The 7,231-nt window shown below is 62.4% G+C and carries 6 protein-coding genes; 2 read left to right on the top strand and 4 right to left on the bottom strand.

The window, feature by feature from the left end:
- Positions 1 to 64: 64 nt before the first annotated feature.
- Positions 65 to 1,027, bottom strand: a complete 963-nt coding sequence (locus tag KJQ12_RS03310; protein ID WP_213483472.1) for a cation diffusion facilitator family transporter — start codon at positions 1,025 to 1,027, stop codon at positions 65 to 67.
- Positions 1,028 to 1,143: 116 nt separating this feature from the next.
- Positions 1,144 to 1,518 carry an ArsR/SmtB family transcription factor gene (locus KJQ12_RS03305; protein ID WP_015254529.1) on the bottom strand — a complete coding sequence of 125 codons (375 nt, stop codon included), beginning with the start codon at positions 1,516 to 1,518 and terminating at the stop codon, positions 1,144 to 1,146.
- A gap of 232 nt (positions 1,519 to 1,750) precedes the next feature.
- Between KJQ12_RS03305 and sleB the strand changes: the two genes are divergently transcribed.
- Positions 1,751 to 2,392 carry a spore cortex-lytic enzyme gene (sleB, locus tag KJQ12_RS03300; protein WP_213483471.1) on the top strand — a complete coding sequence of 214 codons (642 nt, stop codon included), beginning with the start codon at positions 1,751 to 1,753 and terminating at the stop codon, positions 2,390 to 2,392.
- Between the two features lie 96 nt (positions 2,393 to 2,488).
- Positions 2,489 to 3,676 carry a M14 family metallopeptidase gene (locus tag KJQ12_RS03295; protein WP_213483470.1) on the top strand — a complete coding sequence of 396 codons (1,188 nt, stop codon included), beginning with the start codon at positions 2,489 to 2,491 and terminating at the stop codon, positions 3,674 to 3,676.
- Positions 3,677 to 3,708: 32 nt separating this feature from the next.
- Here the strand turns inward: KJQ12_RS03295 and KJQ12_RS03290 are convergent, their stop codons facing one another.
- Together KJQ12_RS03290 and KJQ12_RS03285 are read right to left on the bottom strand one after the other, a co-directional pair.
- The gene (locus tag KJQ12_RS03290; RefSeq protein WP_213483469.1) at positions 3,709 to 5,871 is read right to left on the bottom strand and encodes a heavy metal translocating P-type ATPase; all 2,163 of its coding nucleotides are present in this window, start codon (positions 5,869 to 5,871) and stop codon (positions 3,709 to 3,711) included.
- Between the two features lie 120 nt (positions 5,872 to 5,991).
- Positions 5,992 to 7,224 carry a GNAT family N-acetyltransferase gene (locus tag KJQ12_RS03285; protein ID WP_213483468.1) on the bottom strand — a complete coding sequence of 411 codons (1,233 nt, stop codon included), beginning with the start codon at positions 7,222 to 7,224 and terminating at the stop codon, positions 5,992 to 5,994.
- Positions 7,225 to 7,231 lie beyond the last annotated feature (7 nt).

Genomic DNA, 7,231 nt, shown 5'->3' with positions numbered 1-7,231 from the left:
ACCCGCATGTACGGTGGTGTGAGAGGTCGGGGGCTAGCCGCCCCCTCCTACTCGATTATCCGGATCAATGACACTCCAGCCTGGCGTGGCGGCAGCCGGATTTCTCGATCTGGATCGTCGCGTGCCGGATATGGAACCGTTTCTCGATCCGGTTGAGCGCTTCCTGGAGCACGGATTGCTCATCCTGCTCGTCCCGGACGAGCAGATGGCAGCTGAGCGCATCGAGTCCGGACGTGATCGTCCAGATATGCAGATCGTGGAGGTCCAGCACGCCGTCGATTCCGAGCAGCGTCTCCCTCACCTTCCCCGCATCGATCGTCTCCGGCGTCCCTTCCATTAAAATATGAACGGCGGTCCGGGTCACGCCCCACGCGCTTCTCACGATGAGCAGCGTCACCAATACGCTGACGAGCGGATCGAACCAGTACCATGAGGTAAGCGAAATGACAAGGCCCGCCGCAATCGCCCCCACGGAACCCAGCGCATCGCCGATGACGTGCAGATAGGCGCTGCGGACGTTCAGGTTCGACTTCACGTCGCCTTTGCGCATCAGGTACCAGGCGCTGGCCGCGTTGGCCGCAAGCCCGATGAAGGCGATGAAGGTCATCATGCCGCCGGCCACTTCGGCCGGTTCGCGGAAACGCTCCACGGCCTCCCACAGGATAAATCCGGCCATGACGAACAGCGTCGCGCCGTTCAGCAGCGCGGCCAAAATTTCGAACCGGCGGAATCCGTATGAACGTTTCAAAGACACCGGCCTCGCCGCCAGCCGCATGGCCAACAGACTGAGCGCCAGCGCCCCCGCGTCGCTGAACATATGCCCCGCGTCCGACAGCAGCGCCAGGCTGTTCGTCAGCAGCCCGCCGGCAATCTCCAGCACCATGATGCCGGTCGTGATGGCAAGCGCGATGGTCAGCCCGGCCCGGTTGCCGGCACCGTGGACATGAGGATGACCGTGATGATGATGGCCGTGATGATGCCCGTGATGATCATGGCCGTGATGACCATGAGGATGACCGTGAGCCATGACAAGCCTCCATTACATATGAATAATTGCTCATGTTTATTATATACAGTACCGCAACCCCGCGCAACCGTTCAACACAAAAAAACCTCCACCCACGGCGGAGGTGCGGTACACCGTCACGGCTTCAAATGATTCAAATGATCGAGCGTCAGCTTGAAAATTTGCGCGACATGCTCGTCGTCCAGGCTGTAATAAACCGTCTTGCCTTCCTTCCTTCTCTTCACGATCCGCATATTGCGGAGAATGCGCAGTTGATGCGATACGGCGGATTGTCCCATCCCGAGCACGACCGTCAGATCGTGAACGCACAATTCAGACTGCAGCAGCGCATGAATGATCCGCACCCGGGTCGGGTCGCCGAGCGCCTTGAACAGATCGGCAACATCGGATGCCGTCATGTCATCGACCAGATGATCCTTGACCGCCTGCACATCCGCGTTCGTTCCGATACAACTTGTATCACAAATGCTATCCTGTAACGCTTTTTCCATCCGTATCACCATCTTTTACAAGTTTGCCAGAACCTATTATAACACGAATACAGATTGCACCTTCCATGAATACATTCTCATTCAACGGTCTGTTCGGATTAAAAAAGATTAACCTGACCGCCGTTCCGCTTCCCGTCCGCATCCGCGGCCATCCCGCGCCCGATTCCAATTGTTTCGGTCTTGTTCCCCTCTCTCTCCCATCCTACAATCGTCAGGGTAAGGAGGGATGAACATGAAAAGACTGAGAATGCTCATCTTCCTGTGCTTGCTGGCTGCCGGAGCGATGGCGGCAGACGCGCCGGCTCATGCGGACGTCTTGCTCAAGCACGGGAGCTCGGGCGACTATGTGTGGGACCTTCAATACCGGTTGAAAACGCTCAGCCTGTTCGATCAGGAGATGACGGGCTATTTCGGTCCCCATACCCGGCAGGCGGTCGTGAACTTCCAGCGGAAATACGGGCTCCCGGCGGACGGCGTAGTCGGGCCGGCAACGTGGAGAGCATTGCGCAAATATTCATTGAACAAGAGCGAAATGGACATCATGGCGCGCGTCATCTACAGCGAGGCCAGAGGCGAACCTTATAAAGGGCAGGTGGCCGTCGGCGCGGTCGTGATGAACCGGATCCGGTCCGCCCAATTTCCGGACACGATCCGCGGCGTCGTCTTCCAGCCGGGCGCGTTCACGGCGGTGGCCGACGGTCAGTATTGGCTGACGCCGAACACGACGGCTTACAAAGCGGCGCTCGACGCCGTCCGCGGCTGGGATCCGACGTACGGCGCGCTCTACTATTTCAATCCGAAGACGGCAACAAGCAAGTGGATCTGGTCGAGACAGCAGACCGTGACGATCGGCAACCATATTTTCGCCCGATAAAAACAGCATTCGCAAAACGCCGAATGCCCATCCGTTCTATCCCGCCCGTTCCGGCATATGTTGGTTACGAGCAATAAGCGATGCGGGGGTGTTCGGATGCGGGTGCGGTTTCGCCGGGGAGATACGCTGTGGGCTTACAGCCGAATATTTCAGGTGCCGCTGCCGCTCATTCTCGATTCGAACGCGCTGGATCCCACGAATATCGCAATCGGCCAGGAAGTGGAGATTCCGGGCTACATCGTCACCGGATACACGGTCAAAGCCGGCGATACGCTGTGGCAATTGGCCCGGCAGCGGGGATTGCCCGTTGACGCGCTGCTCTTGCTGAACCCGAACGTCATTCCGGACAGGCTTGCGGTGGGCTCGCAGCTGAATATTCCGCTTCGCGTCACCTGGTTCATCGTCGATACGATCAAGCCGTACGATTCGGCCGCGCTGCAGTCGGATCTGAACCGGCTCGCGGAAGTTTACCCTTTCATCCGCCGGCGGAACATCGGCGCGTCGGTGCTCGGCAAGCCGATTCCGGAGCTGCGGATCGGCAGCGGCGCCGTGACCGTTCACATGAACGGCTCATTCCATGCGAACGAATGGATTACAACGGCCATCCTCGTCCGGTTTCTGAACCACTACGCGCTGTCGCTGGTCAACGGCACACCCATCCGCGGGCTCGACATGCGGCCGTTCTATGACGCGGTGACCCTGTCCATGGTGCCGATGGTCAATCCCGACGGGGTCGATCTGGTGATCCGCGGATTGCCGGAGCAGGAGCCGTGGCGGAGCCGCGTACTGGAATGGAACGGCGGCAGCACCGATTTCAGCGGCTGGAAAGCGAACATCCGCGGCGTCGACCTGAACGATCAGTTCCCCGCCCTCTGGGATCGGGAAGCCGCGCGGAATCCGAAAGAGCCCGGTCCGCGCGACTATCCCGGCACGGGGCCGCTCACCGAACCGGAAGCGGTCGCGATGGCGGAGCTGACGAGAAGCGGGGATTTCGCCCGCGTGCTCGCCTTCCATACCCAGGGTGAAGAGATTTACTGGGGTTTCCAGAATCTCGAACCGCCCGAATCCGAGGTGATCGTGAACGAATTCGCCCGCGTCAGCGGCTATACGCCGGTGCGGACGATCGAAAGCTATGCGGGCTACAAGGACTGGTTCATCCAGGATTGGCGCCGCCCGGGATTTACAATCGAGCTGGGACGCGGGGTCAATCCGCTGCCCTTGTCCCAGTACGGCGAAATTTACGAACGGGCGCTCGGCATTCTGCTCGCGAGCCTGTATATGTGAAGGCGGATCATGCGCCTCATGCCGTGCCGGCCTCATGCCCGCACGCGCATGAGGCGCATGGCGTTCAGCGCGACGATCAGCGTCGCGCCCATGTCGGACAGGATGGCAATCCAGATTGTCAGCCATCCCGGAACGACGAGCAGCAAGGCGGCGAGCTTCACGATCAAGGCGAACGCGATGTTCTGCCGGATAACGGCCAGCGTCTTGCGGCTGAGCCGGATCGCGTACGGCAGCTTGCCGAGATCGTCGCCCATCAGCGCGATATCCGCCGTCTCGAGCGCGGCGTCGGTGCCCGCTCCGCCCATCGCGATGCCGACGGTCGCGGCGGCCAGCGCCGGCGCGTCGTTGACGCCGTCGCCGACCATTGCGACAGCGCCGTATTCGGACGCGAGACCGCGGATCGCTTCCAGTTTGTCCTCGGGCATGAGACCTGCCCTGACGTCATCGATGCCGGCTTGCCGGGCGACGGCGGCGGCGGTGTCGCGGTTGTCCCCGGTCAGCATGACGGTCTTCCGGATGCCAAGCTCATGCAGCTTGCCGATGACCCCGCGGCTTTCCGGCCGCGCTTCGTCGATGACGCCGAGTACGGCGACCGGTTCCCCGTCCTTGGCGACGGCGAGTACCGTCTTTCCTTCCCCGCGCAGCCGGTTGGCATAAGCTTCCCACTCGCCTTCCATCCGCGCGTCCGTCCCGATCCGGATCCATTCCGGGCTGCCGATGCGGTAACGCGCGCCTTCCGTTTCGCCCTCGATTCCCCGGCCTGTCACGGACGTGAAGTTGTCCACGATTGTACCCGGGAAATCGATGCCTTCCTCACGGGCCGCCCCCGTGACGGCCGCAGCGAGCGGGTGTCCGGAGCGATGTTCGAGCGCGGCGGCTATCCTGAGCAAATCCCGGCGGTCAACCGATTCGCCGAACAGCCGGACATCGGTCAGCCTCGGAATCCCTTGCGTGACCGTGCCGGTCTTGTCGAAAGCGATCGCCTTCACCGCGCCGAGCTGCTCCAGATGGATGCCGCCTTTGATCAGCACGCCCCGGCCCGCGGCGCTGCCGATGGCGGAGACGATTGCGATCGGCGTCGAGATGACGAGCGCGCACGGGCAGCCGACGACGAGTACGGCGAGCCCCTGGTAGAGCCAGTCAAGCCATCCGCCGCCGGAGATCAGGGGCGGTACGACCGCAATCAGCGCCGCAGCGGCGATGATGACGGGCGTGTAATACTTGGCGAACTTGTCCACGAACGCCTGCGCCGGCGCGCGCCCTTCCTGCGCTTCTTCGACCAGGCGGATAATCCGCGAGATCGTCGAATCTTGCGCCAGCCGCGCAACGCGCACGTGGAGCAGGCCTTCCCCGTTCAGCGTGCCCGCGAACACTTCGTCGCCGGGCGATTTCGGCACCGGAACGGATTCGCCCGTAATCGCGGCCTGGTTGACTGCGGAGGTGCCGGATGCAACGATCCCGTCCATCGCGATCTTTGCGCCCGGCCGCACGATGAGCGTGTCGCCGACTTCGATCTCGTCCGTTCGCACCGTCATTTCCCGGCCGTCCCGCAGCACGGGGGCTTCGCGCGGCGCCAGCTCCATCAGGCTGCGGATCGACCGGCGGGCGCGCTCCATCGAGTAGCGTTCGAGCGCTTCACTGAGCGCGAACAGGATGACGACGACGGCGCCTTCCGTCCATTCGCCGATCAGCGCCGCGCCGATGATCGCGACGGTCATCAGCGTCCGCATGTCGAAGTCGAGGCGGAACAGGTTGTTGAGACCGGTCCGGAAAAGCCGATGCCCGGCGACGACGATGGACGCCGCGAATGCCGCCGCGGTCACCGGATGATGGCCGCCGAGCGCCAGCCGGGCCAGACAGCCGGCGGCAAGAAGCGCCGCGCCCGCGAGCAGGCTGCCGTGCCGCCTGAGGAACGCCGCCGCCCCGCGCGCCTTGCCGGAGTTGCCGCCCGTTGCGATGTCCCCGGTATCGGGCCGCACTTTCAATCGTTCGAAGGCGCCGGCTTTTTCCAGCTCCGCGATCGTCGCCTCGCCCGTAACGGTAATTTTCGCCGCGGCGAAATTGACCTTCGCGTCCAGCACGCCCGGGAGCCGCTTCACATTCTCCTCGAATTTGCCCGCGCAGTTCGCGCAGGTGAACCCTTCCACGCGGTAAACCTTCGTGATGCCGGACTCCGGCGCAGCATGTCGTGCCATGGCTATCCTCCGTGATATATGAACAAACTTTCATGTATAGGGTATGCATTAAATACTAAATCAGTTTCACACGTTCGTCCAATAAAAAAACCTCCACCCGAAGCGGAGGCATGAGTTAATCTAATCCAGCGTCTTCTCGAATATAAAAATGACTTCGGCGGCACCGTGTTTCCGGCGAAGTTCTTCCTTCCGTTCCGCCGCCTGTTCCGCAGCCTCCGCCCGGATATCCACCCGTTCCAGCTCCCGGCCTTCCGCATCTTTCGCAACCAGCTCGACCGGCCGGTAACCGTTCGCCTGATAGAACGACTCGACCCGCGGATCGTCGGCCGAGCCGACGCCGATCCGCCGGAATCCCCGCTCCGCGCAGACCCGCTCGAACGCGCGGAGCAGCCGAGATCCGATGCCCCGGCGCGCGTACGGCTTCCGGTGGTCGAGATTGACCGCGATGCCCTGCAGGTCGGCGGCATCCTCCCGCCGGCGGGACGGTTGCCCGTAGCAGACGCCCGCCAGGTCTTCGTCCGCGAAAGCGGCGAGATACATGCCCGGGACATCGGCCAGCCGGCGCTTCCAGTCTTCGGCGCTCTCCCGGTGCAGATAATCGCACTGGAACGGATGCACGATCGGCAGATCCGAAATCGCCGCCGGACGGATTTGGACCGTCAAATGAACCGGCGGATCGAACCGCAGCGGCTTGGCCTGCAGCCGGTCGAGCAGCAGCCGGAACGCATCCATCGGAATCCAGGCGTGCATCATGATCACTTCATTCGAGCCCGGCGCATCGTTCAGCCCCTTGCCCTGCTCCGGCGCATGCTCATCCATCCGTGCCAGCAGCTCCGGCAGCATCTCCCCGCCTTCCTGAAGCCGCCAGTCCCATGTATCGTAGGTGCATCCGACGTCGATCCGCTCAGGCCGGCCTTCTTGCTTCCACCATGGATAGGTCACACCCGGAAATCCCGGCTGCTCGAAGCCCATTCCGCACAGCAGCGATTGCAGTTCATCGCGTTTTATGTCTCCGCCGTCGTCCAGATACGGGAACCGGAACAGCTTCACCGGACGCGGCACGCCGGCTCGCGCGTAAATCCCGTCCAGCAACCGCTCCGTCCGCGCGATCTGTTCCCGCGCTTCCTCAAGCGACAGCTTCGAAAACGCCGGATGATCGTAGCTGTGATTGCCGAGAATATGGCCGTTTCGGACCGCATGGACCGCTTCTTCCGGATACCGTTCCAGCCGTTCGCCGAGGCAGAACCAGACCGCCCGGATGCCCCGCGCGTTCAGCTCGTCGACGCGCTGCCTGAAATCTTCGGTCGGCGCATCATCGATGGTCAGCCATGCCCGTTTCGCCGCGTCCGCCATATCGTTT

This window comes from Thermobacillus xylanilyticus, from assembly GCF_907165215.1.
GTDB classification, from domain to species: Bacteria; Bacillota; Bacilli; order Paenibacillales; family Paenibacillaceae; genus Thermobacillus; species Thermobacillus xylanilyticus.
The sequence above is the reverse complement of the archived record's forward strand: the minus strand, read 5'-3'. Positions and strand labels throughout refer to the sequence as shown.

Excerpts from the sequence above, each read along its gene's own strand:
- KJQ12_RS03310 (WP_213483472.1), bottom strand. The coding sequence starts at position 1,027 with ATGGCTCACGGTCATCCTCATGGTCATCACGGCCATGATCATCACGGG.
- KJQ12_RS03290 (WP_213483469.1), bottom strand. The coding sequence starts at position 5,871 with ATGGCACGACATGCTGCGCCGGAGTCCGGCATCACGAAGGTTTACCGC.
- KJQ12_RS03305 (WP_015254529.1), bottom strand. The coding sequence starts at position 1,518 with ATGGAAAAAGCGTTACAGGATAGCATTTGTGATACAAGTTGTATCGGA.
- KJQ12_RS03295 (WP_213483470.1), top strand. The coding sequence starts at position 2,489 with ATGCGGGTGCGGTTTCGCCGGGGAGATACGCTGTGGGCTTACAGCCGA.
- KJQ12_RS03285 (WP_213483468.1), bottom strand. The coding sequence starts at position 7,224 with ATGGCGGACGCGGCGAAACGGGCATGGCTGACCATCGATGATGCGCCG.
- sleB (WP_213483471.1), top strand. The coding sequence starts at position 1,751 with ATGAAAAGACTGAGAATGCTCATCTTCCTGTGCTTGCTGGCTGCCGGA.